The sequence below is a fragment of the Zetaproteobacteria bacterium genome (genome assembly GCA_003696765.1).
In the GTDB taxonomy this organism is placed as follows: domain Bacteria; phylum Pseudomonadota; class Zetaproteobacteria; order Mariprofundales; family J009; genus RFFX01.
In genome coordinates, this window is the sequence record RFFX01000079.1 from 31,278 (window position 1) to 49,952 (window position 18,675).

The window sequence follows — 18,675 nt, forward strand, 5'->3', positions numbered from 1 at the left end:
GGGCGTGCGGCTGGTGCAGAAGTACGGCGGCACCTCGGTCGGATCGCTGGAGCGGATCCGCCACATCGCCGGGTTGGTGATCGGGGCGTGGGAGCAGGGGCGCCATCAGGTGGCGGTGGTGGTCTCGGCGATGGGCGACGAGACCGACCGCCTGCTCGGGATGGCGCACGCGCTCGATCCGCGCCCACCGGCGCGGGAGATCGACGCCCTCGTCTCCACCGGCGAGCAGGTCAGCGCCGCGCTGCTGGCCATCGAGCTACACCGGCGCGGCGTGCCGGCGAGCTCCTTCACCGGCAGTCAGGCGGGCTTCCGCACCGACGGAGCCCATTCACGCGCCCGCATCCGCCGCATCGAGAGCGCGGTGCTCGATGCCGCCCTCTCCCGGGGGGAGGTGCCGGTGGTCACCGGATTTCAGGGGGTCGATCGCGACGGCAACATCACCACCTTGGGACGGGGGGGGTCGGACACCTCGGCGGTGGCACTGGCCGTGGCGCTCGAGGCCGATCGCTGCGACATCTACACCGATGTCGAGGGCATCTTCACCACCGACCCCCGGGTGGTGCCGGACGCACGCAAGCTGGAGCGGATCAGTTACGAAGAGATGCTGGAGTTGGCCTCGCTCGGAGCCAACGTGCTGCAGACCCGAAGCGTCGAGCTGGCCATGCGCTACCGCATGCCGGTCTGTCTGCGCTCCAGCTTCACCACCAGCGGCGGGACGCTGGTCACCGAGGAGGACGACACCATGGAACGGGCCGTGGTCACCGGTGTCGCGTTCAATCGCGACGAGGCGAAGATCACCATTCGGGGGATCCCCGACCATCCGGGCATTGCCGCCAATGTGCTGCGTCCGATCTCCGAGGCCGGGATCAATGTCGATGTCATCGTCCAGAACGTGAGCGAACAGGGCTACACCGACATGACCTTCACCGTGCCGCGGGAGGACTACGAGCGCACGCTGGAGTTGATGGAGCCGCTGCGGGCGCAGTTGCAGGCGCGGGAGGTGCTCGGTGATCCGAAGATCGGCAAGGTCTCGATCGTCGGTGTCGGCATGCGCTCCCATGCCGGGGTGGCACGCACCATGTTCGACGCCCTCGCCGGTGCCGGGATCAACATCCAGATGATCACCACCAGCGAGATCAAGATCACCGTGGTGGTCGACGAAGATGCGGTCGACCGGGCGGTGCGCACACTGCACGATGCATTTCATTTGGATTCTGAAGAGGTACGTGTAACATGTTGATATTGACCAGAAGGGTTGGAGAGGCGATCACCGTCGGTGATCAGGTGCAGATCAAGGTGCTCTCGATCAAGGGGGGGCAGGTCCGGCTTGGGGTGGATGCGCCGCAGACCGTGCACATTGACCGCGAGGAGGTCTATCAGCAGCGGCTGATCGAGGTCGCCACCGGCGGCGGAGGCGCCGCCGGCGCGGACTTCAATCCCGACGAAGAGGAGTAGGGGGCATCCGGCAGCGGCGGTGCGGAGTTCCGCTGCGCCGCCGCCTCACTCTCAAGCGGTCGGGGATGGGGCGGGGTCGAACGGGTCGGAGAAGATCTCCAACATGTGGGCGCCGCCGAGGTAGACCTTCTGCCGAAGGCTGTTGACGATCGGCGGATCGCCGCAGAGGAAGACGCGGGTGCCGCTGAAGTCTCCGGTGGCGGCGACGATGGCGTCGACTGCACCAACCTCGCCCCCCTCCGGCGCCGGGCCGTGCAGCACGCACGGGATGTAGTGGAGGTTGTCGTGGGCGGCGGCCAGCCGACGCATCTCCTCGACGTAGTAGAGCCCGGAGGCGGCAAGGCTGGCATGATAGACACGGATCGGGCCGCGATGGCCGCGGGCGAGCGCATCGCGCACGATCCCGTAGAGCGGCGCCAGGCCGGTGCTCACCCCGACCATCACCATCGGCTGGTCGGGCTTTCCCTCCAGATAGAAGCAGTTGCCGATCGGCCCCTGAAAGGTGAGCGGTGATCCGACGGCCAGCCGATGGACCAGCCACTCGCTCATCGCGCCGCCGGGGATCGCCTTGACATGGAGCTCGAGCGCCTCGTCGTCGATGCTGGCCAGCGAATAGCTGCGCACCACCCGTCCCTCGTCGCGCAGTACGTTGATGAACTGTCCGGGGTGGTAGTCGAACCCCTCCGGCCGGGTGATACGGATGCGGGCGACATCCCCGTTGAGCATCGTCTTGCCGCAGACCATGCCGCGATACGTCTTCAGCGTGTCGGCCCGTTCGACGGTCAGATCCTCGGTCGGATGGCAGACGCAGGCGAGGAAGAAGCCCTGTACCCGCTGGGTCGGCTGCAGCCCTTGCTGCGCCCGTTCGGGCACACGGCCGGCGGTCGCCCGCATCATGCAGGTCTGGCAGACCCCGCTCTGACAGGAGGAGGGTAGCGTCAGCCCGTGGCGGGTGAGGCAGGCGAGCACGCTCTCGTCCTCCCGACAATCGTACTGCTGTTGTTCAAACGTGATGGTGGTCAATGAAGTGCGCTCCTCGACAGGTTCCGGCCGTTTCCGACCGGGGGGGAAGCTTAGCGTGGGCCGACCCGTAGCAAAAAGGGCGGGGAAGGAGTGCTCCTCCCTCCCCGCCCTCGGGTGGCGCGGGCGGCCGGCCGCGGGCTCAGCGGTCCAGCACGTCGTTCCGGGTCGATTCGGCGATGGCCGCCGCCTCCTGGATCAGTGGATCGGGCACACCGAGCTCGGCCAGCGTCGAACGGAGGTGGACGAGGATGTGGTCGAAGTGGGCGTCGTTGAGCCCGCGCTTGACCAGGTGGCGGTGCCCCTCACGCATGTCCTTGCCGGTGTAGCGGTTGGGACCGCCGAAGGCGAGGGTGAGGAAGGCCTTCTGCTTGGCCGCCTGTTTGGCCATGTCCACTCCCTCGAAGAAGGGGGTGACGAAGGGGTCGGCCAGCACCTTGCGGTAGAAGATGTCCACCGCCGCGTTGACTGCGGCCTCACCGCCCAGACGATCGTAGAGCGATTGCGGGGCGGGCTCCGCCTCCTCCGGACTGGTGCGTTGGGCGTCGGCGATGGTGGCGAGCAGCACCGGCAGCACCAGGCCGACCACGGCGAAGATGAGAAACGCCGGAATGAAGGTGTCGAAATGCATGTCGCTCGCTCCCCCGTCCGTCAGCGATCGAGCACGTCGTCGCGCGTCGATTCCGCCAGGTCGATCACCTGCTTGATCAGGCCATCATCGACGCCGAGCTCGGCCAGCGTCGAGCGCAGATGGGCCAGGATGTGGTCGAAGTGGGAGTCGTTCAGCCCCATCTTGATCAGATGGCGGTGCCCCTCGCGCATATCCTTGCCCGTGTAGTTGTTGGGGCCGCCGAAGACCATGGTGAGGAAGGCCTTCTGCTTGGCCGCCTGTTTGGCCATGTCCACCCCCTCGAAGAAGCGGTTGACGTAGGCGTCCGCCAGCACCCGCTTGTAGAAGAGATCCACCGCCGCGTTGACCGCGGCCTCGCCACCGAGCTGTTCGTACAGTGTACTCATGATCGTTGTATCCTCCCGAATGCGTTTGATGGTGCCGGCATCGCGGGATGCCGGCGTCGCGGCCGGAGACGGCCACAGGCGCAGTGAAGCCCGGCCCCTCTTCCGGGGGGGGTGGATAAGCTGCACCGGCGGGGCATGATAGGATCGCCCCACCCGCTGTCAACCGATCCTCTCCGTCGCGGCAGGGGGGGGAGGGTGCGTTCTTGACCCTCATCCCGGCGGGGGGCAGGATTGGCGCATGCAGATATCACAATTTGCCGACTATGCAATCCGGATCCTCATCTACCTGGCGCTCGAGCCCGACCGGCGGGTGCGGCTGCGCGACATCGCCGACGCCTACGGTGTCTCCTACAACCATCTGGTCAAGATCGTCGGGGCGATGAGCCGTCACCAGATCGTCGATGCCCGGCGGGGGCGCAACGGCGGCGTGCTGCTGTGCAAGGAGCCTGCGGAGATCAACGTCGGCTACATCGTGCGGGCCTTCGAGCCCTCGCTTGATCTGCTGGAGTGTTTCGATCCCGCCACCAACACCTGCCCGATCGCCCCCGTCTGCCGGGGGACCGGTCTTTTCCGCCAGGCACGCGAGGCCTTTCTTTCCGTGCTCGATCGCTACACCATCGCCGACGTGGTGGCGGAGCAGGGTGATGCGATGCGCAGGCTGCTCAAGATCGAGTCGCCCATGCCCGCACCGGAGAAGGAGGGCGGCGTACCTTCCACCCCGGAAGGGTGACGGGCGCCCGGGCGGCGGATCGGATGATGGGTGGGGGGAACGCCATCGCCTGACCGGCGGCTCCATGGCAGCATGCGCGCCATGATCCAGAGTCTCTCCGCCCGGTTCCGCCCGCGCCATCTGGCCATGGTCGGCATCTGCCTGCTCGCCGCCGCCTTCCTCTACCTCTTACGCTACGACAACTACGGCATCGAGGAGGGGGCGGCGCGGGCGCTGCTGATCAACTGGTCGATCGTCCACCGGATCGCCAACCCGATCGCCTTCTTCGGCGTACCCGACCTGCGCGCCATCCTCTTCATCCCGCTCGACCTCCACTGGGCGGGCAGCCTGCCGGCGGCCAAGGTCTTCACCATGCTCTTCCTTTTCGCTGCGGTGCTGATGATGCACCGTTGGAGTGCCGTGCGCGACGATGAGGAGGTGGCCATGCTGGCCAGCGGCCTGCTGCTCATCTCCCCGATCTGCCTGATGCAGATCGACGCCATCGGCAGCGGCGTCTATCTGCTCTTCGGCTTCATCTCCATCTTCTTCCTTCACGGCCGGCTGCGCTCCTCGGCGGATGGGGTCCCCAGCGACTTCTTTCTCTTGATGCTGCTGGTCGCCTTCGTCGTGTCGCTCCACCCCATCGGCATGGCCGCACCGATCGCCCTGCTGATCGCCTGGCGGCGGATCGGGCGCCACCGTCGCCGGCGGCTGATCATGGCGGCGATCACCGCCACGGCGACGGGCGTGGCGCTGCTGCGCTGGGGTTGGAGCGGCATGGAGGATCCAGGCGCCATCCCGTCGGTGTTGGGCGACATCTGGCTGGGGCCTCCGATGATCCACCCCCCCCACTTGTGGCTCGGCTATCTGATCGGCCTGCTGCTGCTGGCCGCGCTGGTGGCCATCCCGATCTGGCGCCGGCTGGATCTGATGGCCGGCATGCTGCTGGTCGCCGGGTTGATCGGCCTCTACCACCCCGACCACGCCTGGGCGCTGGTGGTGGCCGCATTCTTCTACTACCTCGGCATCCCGGTGCTGATCCGGCTGAACAGCCGCATCGGCGGCGGCGGCATGGCCGGCCAGCGCGGTCTGGTGCTGCTGGTGGTGGCGCTGGTCGCCATGCTCTGCAGCCAGAGCGGCAAGGCGATGAGCCGCATCCGCACCGAGGGGCTCAAGTCGCCGACCGATCTGCTCATCTCGGTGGTGGCGCGCGATGCCGCCGATCTCCACCGGCCCTTTCTCGCCGCCAGCCAGTGGCCGGGGCGCACCATGCTCGCCACCCGCCGCGACGTCTTTCCACTTCCGCCGGCGGATGGCGATGTGGAGCGCTTCAAGCGCAACATTGCGCCGCTCACCCACATCCTCTTTGACGAGCGCAATCCGGCGCAACGGCCGCTTGTAGAGAGCCTCGCGACGGTGACCGGGGCATGGGAGACGGTGGCCATCACCGAAGGGGGGGTGGTGCTGCGCCGGCGCAGCGGGGGCACGGAGGTGGCGAAGAAGCGCTGAAGCGGCGTTCCGCTCCGGAAGGAGGGGGTTGGCGCGCCTACGGCTCCGGTCCGTATTCGAGATCGAGCCCGCAGCGCAGCCGCCGAAGATAGTCGAGCGCCTGATCGACGAACTGCGGCCCGATGATCGATCCGTGTTGCGGCAGGATGGCCTCGATGGCCACCCCCTCCAGCCGGCGGACGAATCCGCGGCAGGCGCGATTGCAGGCCATGTAGTGCAGATGAAAACGGTCCATCGCCTGCCGGTGGGCGGTGAAGTCGTGCACCATCAGGTACCAGTCGTTGCTGATCGCCGCCCAGATGTCGCCCGAGAAGAGGAAGCGGGAGACCGGATCGTAGGTGGTGAAGGCGGCCGGCGCGTGGAGGAAGGGGGCGGGGATGAAACGCAGCCGCTCACCGCCGGCCAGCGGCACCCCCTCGTCCGAGGCGATGTCCAGCCAGCGGTAGCCGCGCTTGCCGAAGTAGGGGAGCAGCACCTGGGTGCGGGCCGAGGTGATGATGGTGAGCTCCGGGTTGAGGTCGAGCCAGTCGACCATCGATGCGGCGACGTCGGGGTCCTGGTGGCAGATGACCAGATCGGTCACCTCGGAGGGGTCGACGATCTGGGCGACGCGGGCCATCGCCTGGGCGAAGTGGGCGCGGGATCCGGGGTCGATCAGCAGGGTGCGCGCACCGCTGCGCAGCAGGTAGTTGTTGCAGCGGAAGCGACTCTCCTCGTGCAGCCCGATCCAGTAGACCGCGTGGTCGCCGTGGCGGAAAAGCTCGGTGGGCAGGGCCAGGTCGGGTGCGATCGCCCCCGGATCGCGCAGGCCGTGTTGCGCCGTGGTCACCGATCCAGCAGTTGGCGCAGCACGCGGCAGAGGTATGGGATGCCGAACGGCTTGCGCAGGCAGCGCTGGTGGGCACCGGCCAGCAGCTCGGACGGCACTCGGGTGCGCTCGAAACCGCTGGCGAAGATCACCGGCAGATCCCCGCCCCCCCACCGCCGCTGCATCGCACGGTAGCAGGCCGGGCCGCCCAGCTTCGGCATCACCACGTCGAGCAGCACCAGCCGGATCTCGTCGCGCTGCTCGGCAAATCGCTGCAGCGCCTCATCGCCGTCGGCGGCGGCCACCACCCGGTAGCCCATGCTCTCCAGCGCTTCGGAGAGGACGGTACGCACCGCCTCCTCGTCGTCGGCCAGCAGAATCGTTTCGCCCTTGCCACGCAGCAGCGTCTGTTCCTGCGCCTTCAGCGCGTCCAGCGCGTGGGGCAGCTCCTCGGCGCCATGCTGTTGTTGCGCATCCGCATCGAGCAGCGGCAGGTAGATTTCCACCCGCAGGCCGGCCCCGGGGGTGTTGTCAATCTCCAGGATGCCGTGGTGTTGATCGACGCTCCCCTCGACCATCGACAGCCCCAACCCGCTGCCGGCGCCCACCTCTTTGGTGGTGAAGAAGGGCTCGGTGACGTGGGGCAGCACCTCCTCCGGGACGCCCGGGCCGTCATCCTCCACCACCAGCCGGGCGTAGCGGTTGCCCTCCGCCTCGGGGTGGCGCGCGAGGAAGGCGTCGTCCGGGGTGCAAGGGTGGAGGCTGCAGCGGATCTCGCCCTCCAGATCCCGCTCCTCCAGGGCGTCGCGGGCGTTCTCCAGCAGGTTGACCAGCACCTCGTGCAGTTGCCCTTCATCGCCGTGGACGGTGAGCGGCTCGTCGACGGCATCGACCTGCAGGTGGATCCGCTCCGGCAGCATGCGGCGCATCGCCCCGCAGACGTCGTGCAGGAGGGGGTTGAGCACCACCGGCTCCATCTGCACCATCCCGGTGCGGCCGAAGGCCATCATCTTGCGGATCATGCCGGCGGCGCGGTCGCACAGCGACTCGATCACCTCCAGCCTTCGTGCCAGCTGTCCGGGATCGTTCAGGCGGTGGCGGGCGAGGAACAGATTGCCGTTGATGCCGGCGAGCATGTTGTTGAACTCATGGGCGATGCCCCCGGTCAGCGTGCCGATCGCCTCCATCTTCTGGTTGCGCCGCAGCCGCGCCTCGAGCAGCCGCGCTTCGGTCAGGTCACGCTGGATGCCGACGAAGTGGGTGATGGCCCCCTCTTCGTCGGTCACCGGGGTGATCTCCAGATGGCAGGGGTAGAAGCTGCCGTCCTTGCGCCGGTCGATCATCTCGCTGTGCCACGGCTCGCCGTGCTTGATGGTCCGCCACATGCGGCGATAGAAGGCGGAGCCCTGCTTGCCCGAGCGGAGCAGCGCCGGGCTGCGACCGATCGCCTCGGCGGCATCGTAGCCGGTGATGTGGGTGAAGGCCCGGTTGACGTAGCGGATCGTACCGGCGGCATCGGTGATGATCACCGCGTCGGAGGCCTGATCGAGCGCCCGCCCCATCAGCGCGATGCGGGTCTCGCGCTCCCGCTGCGCCTCCAGCGCCTGTTGCCGCTCGCAGGCGTAGCGCACAGAACGGCGCAACAGCCGCGCATCGATCTCTCCCTTGATGAGAAAATCCTGCGCCCCCATGGCAATGGCCGCATCGCCGACTTGCTCGGCCTGCACCGAGGTGAGCACGATCACCGCAGGATGGTGGGGGCAGTCGCGGTCGCGCTGCAGCGCCAGGAACGACTCGAGTGTCTCCAGCCCGTCGCTCTCCGGCAGGCCGAGATCGAGCAGCACGGCGTCGTACTGCTGCTGCCGCAGGCGATCGCGCGCCTCGGCGAGCGATCGGGCTAGATCAAACCGCACCGCCCAGTCGGGCGTCTCGCGGCAGGTCTCCTCCAGCAGCCGGACATCGAGCGGATTGTCCTCGATCAGCAGGAGCCGCGGTGTCGGTTTCACGGGGCGGGCTCCTGCCGCCGGCGATCCAGCCTGCCGTCGGGCAACACGGCGACGGTGAGCCAGAACTGACTGGTGTCGCGCACGATCGCGACGAACTTGTCGAAGTCGAGCGGCTTGACCACGTAGGCGTTGGCGTTGAGGTCGTAGCTGCGCACGATGTCGTCGTCCGCCTGCGAGGTGGAGAGGATCACCACCGGGATCCGCTTGAGCCGCGCATCCCCCTTGATCTGCGCCAGTACCTCCCGCCCGTCCACCCCCGGCAGGTTGAGGTCGAGCAGGATCAGATCGGGCAGCGGGGCCTCCTGGTACGGCGTGCGGCGGAAGAGGCGGTCGAGCGCCTCCTCGCCGCTGCGCGCGGTCTCCACCTCGACCAGCATCTTGTTCTCGGCCAGAGCCTCCCGCACCAGCCGGGCGTCGGCGGCGTTGTCCTCGATCAGCAGGATGGTGAAGTTCTGCCCCTCGACCCGGCTCATGGTTTGGCTCCTTCATCGCGCTCCGGCGGCGGCCCGACCTTAGCGCGGGGCAGGGTGATGGCAAATGTGGTGCCCGGCTTCCCGTCGGCCCGGTCGACGATCTCCAGCCCTCCCTCGTGGCGGTGCACGATCCGTCGGCAGACGGCCAGCCCGATGCCGGAACCGCCGTAGCGGTCGTGGGCGTGCAGCCGCTTGAAGGGCTCGAAGACCTTGTCGCGATAGGCGGGCGGTATGCCGATGCCGTTGTCGGTGACGGTGATACGACAAGACTCCTCCCGCGCCTCCACCGCGATGGTGATCTCCGGGCGTTGTCCCTCGGGCTGGAACTTGAGCGCGTTGCCGATCAGGTTCTGGAAGAGCCGGATCATCTGCGACTCGTCGGCCATGATCGTGACATCGCATCCGACGACCTCGACGCGCGCGCCGCGCTCGGCGACGGCCAGTTGGAGGTTTTCCAGCGCCGCCCGGATCAGCGGGGCAAGCGGCTGCGGGGCAAGCGGCTTGGCCTGGGTACCGACGCGGGAGTAGTCGAGCAGGTCGTTGATCATCTGCTGCATCCGGCGGGTGCCGTCGACGGCGAAGTCGATGAATTCGCGGGCACTCTCGTCGAGTCGGTCGTGGTAGCGCCGCTTGAGCAGCTGCACGAAGCTGGAGACCATGCGCAGCGGCTCCTGCAGGTCGTGCGAGGCGACATAGGCGAAGCGTTGCAGCTCTTCGTTGCGCGCGGCCAGCCGCTGCCCTTCGCGCTGCAGATCCTCGAGCAACCGGAGGTTCTGCTCCTCGCTGGCCACCCGTTGGCCGATGTCGATCATCGTCACCAGCCACCCCTCGAAATGGCGCGTCCCCGGCGTCCACACCGCCCGCACCCAGCACTCCACCACCTTCGACTCGCCGCGGGAGGTGGTCAGCCACAGACGCGGGATGTGGTCGATGCCCTCCATCTGTGGATCGAGCCGGCAGAGCGGGCACTCCTCGGGATCGAGCGCATCGCCGCGGTCGCTGCGCGGGTGGATCAGGCCGTGCAGATCGCTCCGGCGCAGCTCTTCGGGGGTGTAGCCGACCAGGCGGCAGAAGGCGGGGTTGACCACGCGCACCCGCTCGTCGGGATCGAGGAAGAGGATCCCCTCGGAGGCCGACTCGATCAGCAACTCCAGCTCGTGGCGGGAGCGCTCCAGCGCCCGGTTGAGCGCCTGCTGGCGGCGCAGCATCGACTGCGCGATCCGGCCGAAGATCATGATGATGGCCATGGTCACGATCCGCATCCACCACTCCTGTGGATCGTCGCCGGAGAGCAGTGACGGGAGAAACGGCATGCCATCGAGCAGGCCGCCGATGTAGCCGTCGAGCAGCAGGTAGGCGAAGGCGGCGACGATACTCCAGGCGAAGAGCGGGGGAGGGGAGGGATCCATGCCCCCTTGAATAGGTTACCTGCGGGGAAAAGTCAAGAAATCGGGGCGGTGCGACGGGAAGAGGGTGGTGGTGTCGTGGAGCGTGGAGAGGGCGGCTTGAACGGAGAAGGGGGGCGGGCTACCTTACGCCGGCCTCCGCCCTCCAGGGGCGCATACGGTGGACGTAGTTCAATGGTAGAGCCCCGGCTTGTGGTGCCGGTTGTTGTGGGTTCGAGTCCCATCGTCCACCCCACTTCCTTCCGATACCCCCGCATGCGCCCCTCCGGTGCATGTGGGGGTGTTTGTGTTTAGTGGGAGGCGGTGACGGGCGGCAGGATGGTCTGCAGCCGGTTGCGACCGGAGCGCTTGGCCTGATAGACGGCGCGGTCGGCCAGCTGCAACAGCCGTTCGCCGTCGAGTTCGCCGGCCGGTTGTGCCGCGATGCCGATCGATGCGGTACAGCGCAACCGCGGAAAGCCCCGGACCCGGCCGGCGCGGATTCGCTCCAGCATGCGTACTCCGATTTCTTCGACCACCGAGGAGGCGTGCGCCATCTCCTCGATCGGCATCAGCGCCACGAACTCGTCGCCCCCGTAGCGGGCCACCAGATCGTAATCCCGCACGCTCTGTGTCGCGGCATCGGCGATGTGGGCGATGGCGGCATCCCCACCCTGATGGCCGAAGCGGTCGTTGATCCGCTTCAGTTCGTCGAGGTCGATGAAGGCGCAGGCCAGGCCGGCCTTTGGGTGGCGACGGGTGCGGCTGATCTCCACCCGCATCCGCTCGAGGAAGTGGCGCCGGTTGTAGACCCCGGTCAGAACGTCGCGGAAGGCCATCTGCTCCAGCTCCCTGCGCCAGAGGATGTTGGCCACCGCCAGGGTGAGGTGTTCGCTCAGCAGATCGAGCATCGCCTTCTGCTCGGAGGAGGGGTGCCCGGGCAGCTCGAAGAGCAGCAGCGCGACCCGCTGCTCCTGATGCCAGACGGAGAGCAATGTGTTCAGCTCCGCCCCGGGGACGGAGATCGGCTGCTCCAGCCGAGATGTGCCCAGGCGCGGCAGGTCGCGCCGGTCGACCAGTTCGGCCAGCCGGGCATGGAGCCCGTTGGTGAAGATCGGGGCGGGGATCCCCACCGCGCCGACGATCTCCAGATCGTTGCGGTCGTGGCAGAGCAGGGCGATGCCCCGAATCGAGGTGTGGTGGTGGAGGGCGTCGAGGGAGCGGGCGGTCACATGCACCAGTGGATCGTCCTCCCGCCCGGTGTCCGGGTTTCTGGTGGTTTCGAGCAGGGCGTCGAGCAGGTCTAGCCGCACGCTCTGCAGCCGGATCTCATGGCTTTCCCGAAGCTGTTCGAGCACCAGGTCGAAGATCATCTTGGCCGATTTGCCCGAGATGATCTCCACCCCGCTCAGCGCCGGGTGGCGGCGCAGGCGGTCGGCCAGCTGCGGATCGCCGGTGACGTCGAGCACGATATCGCCGGAGAACTCCGCCAGCGCCGCCTCGACGTCGCTGCTGGCGGCGATCCCCAACGATGCGGCATCGGCGAAGGCGGGCGCCGCCGGATCGATGTCGGCGATCCGGTCGATGACCACGCCGTCGTAGGGATGGAGCACGCGCAGCAGCGCCCGGCCGCCGCGGCCCGCACCCAGGATCAGCAGATGGACCCGCCGGGCGTTGGCCGAGACGCTGGCTGTCATGTCAACGCCCATCGCACCGCAACCCGTCCGCCCGTCGATGTTTCTCCTGACGGGATCGGCCTCGTTCGAAGCCCTCGACGATGATCCTTCGTTCATGACCGTGGCGCTCCATTGCGGTGATGCCGGCTCCGATTCCGCCGGTATCCCAGCCCAGGGTGGATTCCGGGTTGCGCACAATGGATTCATCACCAAGGAAAAACAATCGATTGGGCGCACCATCCTGGATGGGCCTGAGCCAACCATCCCGGCGGTGGTGCGTGGTGTCAAGTACCGCGGGCCGCGGGCCCGCTCATGGGGTGTGCGAGTGCTCCGCTCGGTGGCGCTGCTGCAATCGATTGCGCCGCGCCCGGGCGCGGCGACGGAATCGTTACGTCGCATAATATATATTATGTAAACTCACGACGGACGGAGCGAAGGCGCCGCGTCGTCAGGCGGCGCGCCAGCCGGTGGCCAGCAGATAGAGCTCGCGCGACGCCCGGCGGCTGGCTGGCGGCTTGACCACCCGCACCCGGTCGAAGCCGTCGCGCAGCGAAGTCCGCACCCGATCGAAGCCGTCGCCCATGAAGCTCTTCATCAGCATGATACCGCCGGCGGCGAGCCGACCGGAACAGAAGGCGATGGTCGCCTCGTTGAGCCGCTCCACGGCGGCCTGGTCGACGATGCGGTTGCCGCTCATCTCCGGGGCCATGTCGGAGAGCAGCAGATCGATCGGACGGCCGGCGAGCTCCTCATCGATCGCCCGACGACCGGCCGGTGTGAGGAAGTCGTGCTGCAGGATGGTGGCCCCCTCCACCGGCTCCACCGGCAGGAGATCGATGCCGACCACCATCCCGTGCGGCGCCAGGCGAACCAGCTCCTGACACCACGATCCCGGCGCGCAGCCGAGATCGACAACTACAGCATTACGTGAGATCGAAAGTTTATATTCTTGAAAGATCTGCGTGAGTTTGAATGCAGCGCGTGAGCGTTTCCCCTCCGTGCGCGCCCGACGGACCCAGCCGTCGTCGAGGTGGCGGCGGAGCCATCGGCGGTTGCGGCGGGCCAATGGAGGGCGACCGGACGGAACCCCGGGCGGCCTTGGGGATCAGGCGAAGAAGTCGGGACGCAGGGTGATCACCTGTTCCCGATCGGGCCCGGTGGAGAGGAGCACCACCGGCACCCCGCACAGCTCCTCGATCGCCGCGATGAAGTCGCGTGCGCGCTCGGGCAGCGCAGCGGCGTCGGTCAGCCCGTAGGTGGAGCAGCGCCATCCCGGCAGGGTGCGGTAGTGCGGTCTGCAGCGGCCGTACTCCTCGGCCAGCGGGGGGATCCGGTCGATGGAGGTGCCGTCCAGCAGGTAGCCGTCGCAGATGCGCACCTCCTCGAAGCCGTCGAGGACGTCGAGCTTGGTCAGCGCCAGCCCGGTCATCCCGTTGACGCAGACCGCGTGGCGGACCGCCACCGCATCGAACCAACCGGTCCGCCGCAGCCGTCCCGTGGTCGCTCCGAACTCCCGCCCCACATCGGCCATCCGCGCCCCGGCCGGATCCCGCAGCTGCTCCCCGTCGTAGAGCTCGGTGGGAAAGGGCCCCTCCCCCACCCTGGTGGCGTAGGCCTTGGCGATTCCCAGTACCTGGCCAATCGCCGCCGGCCCCACCCCCGTCCCCGACAGGGCCCCTCCCGCCACCGTGCTGGAGGAGGTGACGAAGGGGTAGGTTCCGTGGTCGATGTCCAGCATCGCCCCCTGTGCCCCCTCGAAGAGGATCCGCGCCCCCGAGGCCATCCGCTCCCGCAACAGCCGCGGGAGGTCACAGGCCAGGGGGAGTAGCTCCGCCCGCGCCCGGTTGAGCACCGCCTCCACCGCCTCCAGCGCCACCGGATCGGCACCGTAGTAGCGCAGTTGGTGGTTGTGGTAGTCGAGCAGCGCCCGCACCCTCGGCAGCAGCTTCGCTTCCGGCTGCGCCAGGTCGGCCAGCCGGATCCCCCGCCGGCCGGCCTTGTCCTCATAGGCCGGTCCGATGCCGCAGCCGGTGGTTCCAAGCGGCCTGCCTCCCCTCCTTCCCGCCTCCCGCGCCTCGTCCAGCATCCGGTGCGAGGGGAGGATCAACTGGCAGCGTTCCGCGATCCTGAGCCGCCCCTCCGGTTCGATGCCACCGGAGCGGAGCTGCGCGATCTCTTCGGAGAGCTTCTCCGGGTCGAGCACGGTGCCGCTGCCGATCAGGCAGAGGGTGCCGGGGTGGAGGATGCCCGACGGGATGTGGTGCAGCACGGTGCGCGCACCGCCGATGATCAGCGTGTGGCCGGCGTTCGGCCCGCCCTGGAAGCGGACCACCACCTCCATCCGTGCGGCCAGCAGGTCGACCACCTTTCCCTTGCCTTCGTCGCCCCACTGCGCGCCGAGTGCGATGATGTTGCCCATTGGATTCCTTCGTTGTGACACGCGGTGGAGCCGGCCGTCCGCCGTGGACGGGTTCGTCGCCCTAGCGCGGAAGATGCTCCACCCACGCCCTGATCTCCGCCATCCGCCGGCGGATCGCCTCGATTCCCTGCGCCCGCCGCCTGAGCGTACCGCGCAGCCAGAGGGCGACGAAGGCGAAGAGCGGCGCGAAGACTAGCCAGTTGAAGGGGGATAAGAAGGGATGGAGCCACCCCTCCGTCTTCTCCACCCGGCCGAGGCTGCCGAAGATCGCCCCGAGCCCGACGCTCGAGAGCAGCAGGAAGATCTGGATCGAGAGGAGCCTGCCCATCACCTGCCGGTCCCAGAACTCGCGCGCGGTGGTCACCGTCACCGCCTTCTTGTCGTCGTGGTCGAAGAGCATCATGTAGGGGCCGGTTCGCAATCCGCCGCGGATGGCGTAGACGAGGGTGATCTTCTGCTCGCGATGGAGGCGGCGGGCCAGGACGGGCAGCTCGACCTCCACCCGATCGCCGAGGTCGGTGTCGAGATGGAAGCGGTCACCGCGGATCCGCACCCGCCGCCGGGGGGGCGGGCCGCCGCCGAAGCGGCCGATCACCCCATCTTTGCCGTCGGCGGGACGATCGACGCCGACCGGCAGCACGGTGCCGGTGTAACGGAAGAAACGGATCAGTTCTCCGCCCGCCTGTAGCCGGCGGAAGCGGGCGCGGAAGGCCGCCTCGGGATGCCCCTTGGTGGCGGCGCGCTTGTACCAGTAGAGCGCCTCCTTCCAGCTCTTCTCCACCCCGCGGCCGTACTCGTAGTCGACACCGACGGTGAACATCGCCTGCACGCTGCCGTTCTCCGCCGCCTTGCGGTAGAGCATGTGCGCCTTCGCGGGATCCTGCCGCACGCCGCGCCCCAGCTCGTAGTCCATCGCCTCGATGATCAGCTCGTCGACCTCGCCCGGCTCCTTGCGCCCGGCGGTGGTGAAGAGCTCCTTCGCCTTGGCGATGTCCTTGGCCACCCCCCTCCCCTGGCTGTAGAGCCACCCAAGGTTGTAGAGGGCATCGACGTGCTGCTGCTCCGCCGCCTTCTCGTACCAGCGGGAGGCGGCGCGCTCATCCTTCTCCACCCCCTTGCCGAACTGGTAGCAGAGCGCCAGGTTGTACTGGCCGTCGGCGTTGCCCGCTTCCGCCGCCTGCCGGTACCAGGCGACGGCGGCGTCGATCGACTCCTCCACCCCCCTGCCCCGCTCCAGCATCTGGCCGAACCAGACCATCGCCTCGGGCAGGCCGGCCTCGGCCGCCCGTCGGTAGGCCCAGGCCGCCTTGCGGTGGTCCTGCTCCACACCGGTGCCCGATTCGTACATCCAGCCCAGATTGGCCAGCGCCCAGGCATGGCCCCGCTCGGCCGCCTCGCGGCACCAGCGGAAGCTGGCCGCATCGTCCTGCATCGCGCCGCCGCGGCCGAAGTGGTAGCGCAGGCAGAGCTCGAACTGCGCCTCGACATCCCCCTTCTCGGCCCGCGAGCGGACCCGGGCGAGGCTGGAATCGGCATAGGCGCCCCGTTCGTCGAGAAACTCCGGCCGGGTGCCCTCATCGGGCAGATCCCCGTCCGGATCGATGTCGAGCCACGCCTCCTCCCCCTTTCCGGAGGGGCGCGCCCCCTCCTCTTCGGGCGGCCGCCGACCCTGCTCCCCCGTGGGAGGGGATCCGCTCAGAGCACGATCTCCCGCGGCCGGTCGTGGCTGAGGAACTCGATGTTGGACATGGTCAACCCGTAGGCGCCGGCAAGACCGAAGACGGCGATGTCCCCCACGTCGGCCGCCTCGACATAGAGGTCGTCGGCCAGCTTGTCGGCGCCGGTGCAGAGCGGCCCGCCGAAATAGACCGACTCGCGCCGAACCGACTCCTGCCCAGGGAAGAGCGGCGGGCGCTCCATGCGGACGATGGCCACCGGATGGTTGATCCCCAATGCCGCGGGCCGGCGGAAATGGTTGATCCCTCCGGCGCAGATCACCTGCTTCTTGCCGCGGCTCTGCTTGATGTCGAGGATCTCGGTGCAGAACCAGCCGCTCTCCGCCGCCAGGTAACGGCCGAGCTCCAGCACGAAACGGCACCCCGTAAGTCCGAATCGAGCGATCAGCTCCGCCAGCCCGCGCCCGTAGGCCTCCACATCGAAACTGCGCCCCTGGTCGAGGTAGTCGACGCCGAAGCCGCCGCCGAAGTCGATGAGATCGAGTGTCAGCCGGGGGAAGCGGCGGCGCAGTTCCGCGACCATGGAGAAGACCAGCCGGCAGTTCTCCAGCAGATCCTCCACCCGGAGCACACCGCTGGCCGCATAGACGTGGAGTCCGCGCAGCCGCAGCCGGTCGAGCCCCAGCAGTTGCGGAATCACCCGGGGCAGCAGCTCCTCGTCGACGCCGAACTTGCGCGAACCGCCGGAGAAGGTGGTCTGGGCGTCGTGGATGTCGAAGTTGGCGTTGACCCGCAGCAGGATCTCCTGGCTGCGGTCGGCGTGGACGCAGGCCTGCTGCAGCCGGTGCGCCTCGACCAGCGATTCGACGTGGACGGTGCGCACCCCGGCCTCCACACACCAGGCGAGCTCCTCCGGCCGCTTGCCCGGCCCGGTGTAGATCAGCGCATCGGGGCGGAACCCCGCCGCGCAGGCCCGGCGTGCCTCGCCGAGGCTGGCGATCTCGATCCCGGCGGCGCCGGCCTCGCGGGCGGTGCGCAGGAAGGCGGGATGCGGGTTGGCCTTCATGGCGTAGAAGAGCTCGACCGACGGCGGGACCGCGGCGACCACCCGGGCGAAGCGCTCGGCCATGATCCGCGGCTGGTAGATGTAGCAGTTCACCGTTCCGTCCCGCGCAATGTTGCGCAGGATATCCGTAAGTTCCGGCGGTAGGTTCATGTGGATTCTAGCAGGCGGGCCAGGCGCCTGCCCAGCTCCTCGGCCCGATCGACGCCGTCGACCAGCGCCACCCGGACGAAGCCCGCCCCCGGGTTGACCCCCTCTGCATCGGCCGTACCGAGATAGGAGCCGGGCAGCAACCGGACGGCGGCCTCACGCCAGGCGGCGCGGGCGAAGGCCTCGTCATCACTCACCGGCAGCCAGGCGAAGAAGCCGCCGGGGGCGGGCTCGCCCACTCCCAGCGTCCGGTGGAAGGCATCCAGGCTGGCACGGTAGCACTCCCGGGCCTGCGCCACATGCTCCTCGTCGCGCCAGGCGACGGCGGCGACATGCTGCAGCGGCAGCGGGGTGGCCGGCCCGGTGTAACTGCGCAGGCTGGCGAAGCGGTCGATCCAGGCCTCGTCGCCGGCGATGAAGCCGCTGCGCAACCCGGGCAGGCCGGAGCGCTTGGAGAGGGAGTTGCACACCAGGCAGTTGTGGAAGTCGTCGCAACCGGCCGCCACGGCCGCCTGCAACAGCCCGGCCGGCGGATGACCGTAGTAGATCTCCGAGTAGCACTCGTCGGCGACCAGCAGGAAGTCGTGGCATCTCGCCTGTTCGATCAACCAACGGTAGTCGTCGAGCCCCATCACCCGGCCGGTCGGGTTGGAGGGAGAGCAGCAGTAGAGCAGCGCGGTGCGGGCCCATACCTGCTCGGGCACGCTGCGCCAGTCGGGGAGGAAACCGGTGGCGGCGGTGGCGGCCACCGGATAGGGGATGGCCCCGGCGGTCACCGCGGCGCCGAGGTAGATCTGGTACATCGGGTCGGGCAGCAGCACATAGGGGGGGGGATCGGCGTCGGGATCGACCGCCGCGTGGGCGACGGCGAAGAGCGCCTCGCGGGTGCCGTTGGCGCTCAACACCTGCCGGTCGGGGTCGAGCCGTACGCCGGGATAGCGGCGCGCCACCCAGTCGGCCACCGCCCGGCGCAGCTCCCCCGTGCCGCGGGTGGGGGGGTAGCGGCAGAAGCCGTCGAGGGATTCGCACAGCGCATCCCGAAGGAATCCGGCCGGGGGCAGCCGCGGTTCGCCGGCGCCGGCATCGATCGGCGCAAGCTGCTCCGCCGGCCGCAGATCGGCCAGGAGCGCCTGCAGGCGGACGAAGGGATAGGCGGCCAACCGCGCTAGCCTGGGTTGGGGTTTCAATCTTGATGGAATCGCAAAAAGTGCGTCCGTGGACTTTTTGCTCGACGGGGATCGAAGAGCGCGGTCTTCGATCCCCTTACAAATCCGTTGGTTGCGTCTGCAACCTCCGGATTTGCGCGGCC

General features: G+C 68.5%; 16 protein-coding genes and 1 tRNA gene. 5 read left to right on the forward strand and 12 right to left on the reverse strand.

Annotated elements, in window-relative coordinates; translation table 11 throughout:
* Positions 1–4: 4 nt before the first annotated feature.
* On the forward strand, positions 5–1,240 hold the full coding sequence (locus tag D6682_07555; protein ID RMH50199.1) for an aspartate kinase: 1,236 nt from the start codon (positions 5–7) through the stop codon (positions 1,238–1,240).
* Positions 1,234–1,455 carry a carbon storage regulator gene (csrA, locus tag D6682_07560; GenBank protein ID RMH50200.1) on the forward strand — a complete coding sequence of 74 codons (222 nt, stop codon included), beginning with the start codon at positions 1,234–1,236 and terminating at the stop codon, positions 1,453–1,455. The genes D6682_07555 and csrA overlap by 7 nt, the downstream gene beginning before the upstream one ends.
* A 51-nt stretch (positions 1,456–1,506) precedes the next feature.
* Here the strand turns inward: csrA and D6682_07565 are convergent, their stop codons facing one another.
* The 3 genes from D6682_07565 to D6682_07575 all read right to left on the reverse strand — a co-directional run bounded on the left by D6682_07565 (position 1,507) and on the right by D6682_07575 (position 3,492).
* The gene (locus D6682_07565) at positions 1,507–2,478 is read right to left on the reverse strand and encodes an oxygenase (protein ID RMH50201.1); all 972 of its coding nucleotides are present in this window, start codon (positions 2,476–2,478) and stop codon (positions 1,507–1,509) included.
* Between the two features lie 139 nt (positions 2,479–2,617).
* The gene (locus D6682_07570) at positions 2,618–3,106 is read right to left on the reverse strand and encodes a group 1 truncated hemoglobin (protein RMH50202.1); all 489 of its coding nucleotides are present in this window, start codon (positions 3,104–3,106) and stop codon (positions 2,618–2,620) included.
* Positions 3,107–3,126: 20 nt separating this feature from the next.
* Positions 3,127–3,492: a group 1 truncated hemoglobin gene (locus D6682_07575; protein ID RMH50203.1), complete on the reverse strand. Its 366-nt coding sequence runs from the start codon at positions 3,490–3,492 to the stop codon at positions 3,127–3,129.
* Between the two features lie 238 nt (positions 3,493–3,730).
* On the opposite strand from D6682_07575, the gene D6682_07580 reads away from it, so the two are divergent.
* Complete coding sequence (locus D6682_07580) at positions 3,731–4,222, forward strand: Rrf2 family transcriptional regulator (protein RMH50204.1); 492 nt, start codon at positions 3,731–3,733, stop codon at positions 4,220–4,222.
* A gap of 72 nt (positions 4,223–4,294) precedes the next feature.
* Entirely contained in the window at positions 4,295–5,710 is a 1,416-nt protein-coding gene (locus D6682_07585; protein ID RMH50205.1) for a hypothetical protein, read from the forward strand.
* A gap of 37 nt (positions 5,711–5,747) precedes the next feature.
* On the opposite strand, the gene D6682_07590 is transcribed toward D6682_07585, so the two are convergent.
* Genes D6682_07590 through D6682_07600 form a run of 3 tightly spaced genes read right to left on the reverse strand, consistent with a single transcriptional unit; the run spans position 5,748 to position 10,406 of the window.
* Positions 5,748–6,518: an MBL fold metallo-hydrolase gene (locus D6682_07590; GenBank protein ID RMH50221.1), complete on the reverse strand. Its 771-nt coding sequence runs from the start codon at positions 6,516–6,518 to the stop codon at positions 5,748–5,750.
* A 17-nt stretch (positions 6,519–6,535) separates the two neighbouring features.
* Complete coding sequence (locus tag D6682_07595; GenBank protein ID RMH50206.1) at positions 6,536–9,013, reverse strand: response regulator; 2,478 nt, start codon at positions 9,011–9,013, stop codon at positions 6,536–6,538.
* Positions 8,994–10,406 (reverse strand): PAS domain-containing protein, encoded by a 1,413-nt coding sequence (locus D6682_07600; protein RMH50207.1) that lies wholly within the window; start codon positions 10,404–10,406, stop codon positions 8,994–8,996. The genes D6682_07595 and D6682_07600 overlap by 20 nt, the downstream gene beginning before the upstream one ends.
* Positions 10,407–10,563: 157 nt before the next feature.
* On the opposite strand from D6682_07600, the gene D6682_07605 reads away from it, so the two are divergent.
* Positions 10,564–10,638, forward strand: a tRNA-His gene (locus tag D6682_07605).
* Positions 10,639–10,693: 55 nt separating this feature from the next.
* Here the strand turns inward: D6682_07605 and D6682_07610 are convergent.
* The 6 genes from D6682_07610 to D6682_07635 all read right to left on the reverse strand — a co-directional run bounded on the left by D6682_07610 (position 10,694) and on the right by D6682_07635 (position 18,565).
* Positions 10,694–12,457 carry a GGDEF domain-containing protein gene (locus tag D6682_07610; GenBank protein ID RMH50208.1) on the reverse strand — a complete coding sequence of 588 codons (1,764 nt, stop codon included), beginning with the start codon at positions 12,455–12,457 and terminating at the stop codon, positions 10,694–10,696.
* A 49-nt stretch (positions 12,458–12,506) separates the two neighbouring features.
* On the reverse strand, positions 12,507–13,124 hold the full coding sequence (locus tag D6682_07615) for an RlmE family RNA methyltransferase (GenBank protein RMH50209.1): 618 nt from the start codon (positions 13,122–13,124) through the stop codon (positions 12,507–12,509).
* 39 nt (positions 13,125–13,163) lie between these two features.
* Positions 13,164–14,477: an adenylosuccinate synthase gene (locus tag D6682_07620; GenBank protein RMH50210.1), complete on the reverse strand. Its 1,314-nt coding sequence runs from the start codon at positions 14,475–14,477 to the stop codon at positions 13,164–13,166.
* A 61-nt stretch (positions 14,478–14,538) separates the two neighbouring features.
* Positions 14,539–16,575 (reverse strand): sel1 repeat family protein, encoded by a 2,037-nt coding sequence (locus D6682_07625; protein RMH50211.1) that lies wholly within the window; start codon positions 16,573–16,575, stop codon positions 14,539–14,541.
* Positions 16,173–17,369: a diaminopimelate decarboxylase gene (locus D6682_07630; GenBank protein RMH50212.1), complete on the reverse strand. Its 1,197-nt coding sequence runs from the start codon at positions 17,367–17,369 to the stop codon at positions 16,173–16,175. The genes D6682_07625 and D6682_07630 overlap by 403 nt, the downstream gene beginning before the upstream one ends.
* On the reverse strand, positions 17,366–18,565 hold the full coding sequence (locus D6682_07635; GenBank protein ID RMH50213.1) for an aminotransferase class I/II-fold pyridoxal phosphate-dependent enzyme: 1,200 nt from the start codon (positions 18,563–18,565) through the stop codon (positions 17,366–17,368). Before D6682_07635 ends, D6682_07630 begins: the two co-directional genes overlap by 4 nt.
* Positions 18,566–18,675: the final 110 nt, after the last annotated feature.

What these genes read in the sequence shown, in the direction of transcription:
- csrA (RMH50200.1), top strand. Translation starts at nt 1,234, where the DNA reads ATGTTGATATTGACCAGAAGGGTTGGAGAGGCGATCACCGTCGGTGAT.
- D6682_07575 (RMH50203.1), bottom strand. Translation starts at nt 3,492, where the DNA reads ATGAGTACACTGTACGAACAGCTCGGTGGCGAGGCCGCGGTCAACGCG.
- D6682_07620 (RMH50210.1), bottom strand. Translation starts at nt 14,477, where the DNA reads ATGGGCAACATCATCGCACTCGGCGCGCAGTGGGGCGACGAAGGCAAG.
- D6682_07600 (RMH50207.1), bottom strand. Translation starts at nt 10,406, where the DNA reads ATGGATCCCTCCCCTCCCCCGCTCTTCGCCTGGAGTATCGTCGCCGCC.
- D6682_07610 (RMH50208.1), bottom strand. Translation starts at nt 12,457, where the DNA reads ATGCGACGTAACGATTCCGTCGCCGCGCCCGGGCGCGGCGCAATCGAT.
- D6682_07570 (RMH50202.1), bottom strand. Translation starts at nt 3,106, where the DNA reads ATGCATTTCGACACCTTCATTCCGGCGTTTCTCATCTTCGCCGTGGTC.
- D6682_07580 (RMH50204.1), top strand. Translation starts at nt 3,731, where the DNA reads ATGCAGATATCACAATTTGCCGACTATGCAATCCGGATCCTCATCTAC.
- D6682_07585 (RMH50205.1), top strand. Translation starts at nt 4,295, where the DNA reads ATGCGCGCCATGATCCAGAGTCTCTCCGCCCGGTTCCGCCCGCGCCAT.
- D6682_07630 (RMH50212.1), bottom strand. Translation starts at nt 17,369, where the DNA reads ATGAACCTACCGCCGGAACTTACGGATATCCTGCGCAACATTGCGCGG.
- D6682_07595 (RMH50206.1), bottom strand. Translation starts at nt 9,013, where the DNA reads ATGAAGGAGCCAAACCATGAGCCGGGTCGAGGGGCAGAACTTCACCAT.